The sequence below is a fragment of the Frankia sp. CoWAU3 genome (assembly GCF_977971855.1).
Genome location: NZ_CDWWXB010000008.1, coordinates 39,736 through 40,495 on the forward strand (window position 1 = coordinate 39,736; position 760 = coordinate 40,495).

Genomic DNA, 760 nt, shown 5'->3' on the forward strand with positions numbered 1-760 from the left:
GCGCAGGCCGAGGACGACTCGAAGCGTCGGCTGGCCGACCTCGAACGCCAACGCGAGCAGGTGACCTCGCAGCTTGCCACCCTGCGTGACCAGGTGACGGCCCAGCTGGGCGCGCTGCGCGACAAGCTGACCGCCGCCTCCGCGTCGATCGCCTCCATCGAAGCACCGCCGCCTGAGGCGCGTAAGGCGCTCGGCAGCGAGCCGAACGCGTTGCCCGCGCCGGCGGCCTCCCGCGGGGTCTAGCCCGCACGGGAGGCCGCCGTCTCGTGGGGTCAGCCGTCACGGACGCGCGGCCGGGCCGCTCGGCATCGGCGTTCCCAACACGGCCGGTGCCAGTGTCGACGGTCCTCGAGCCGCTCGGGCGGCCAGACCACCACGTGGGCGGCGCCCGGAATGATCTCATAATCACAACCGGGACACCGGTAGACCTTGGTGGTCACCGCGCCGCTCGTCGGCCGCACCACCCACTCACCGTCCCGCAGGACGACCGGATCCGGCATCCACCAGCCGACCGGGTGCCCTCGCTGCGCATCCGACGGCCGGGCCCGGCGTCGGCGCGCCTTCCTCGTCACCTCCCGCGAGCGGGTCTGCCCGATGCCCGGAACCGATCCCGCCGGGTGCGGGAACCCGAACCCGGGGTATCGCCGGCCGGCGGGCCCGCGACCCGCTCGCCCCGGTCCACCACCTCGCCGTCAACGATCCGAGGCCGGTCATCCGCCGCCGGTCCGGCCGAGGAGGCCGTCGTGCGCCCGCCCGTCCC

1 pseudogene is annotated in these 760 nt (G+C 75.1%); it reads left to right on the plus strand.

What is annotated here, in order from left to right:
• Positions 1–243: pseudogene (locus AC08ON_RS02065) on the plus strand (sugar-binding protein); the annotation flags it as partial.
• Positions 244–760: the final 517 nt, after the last annotated feature.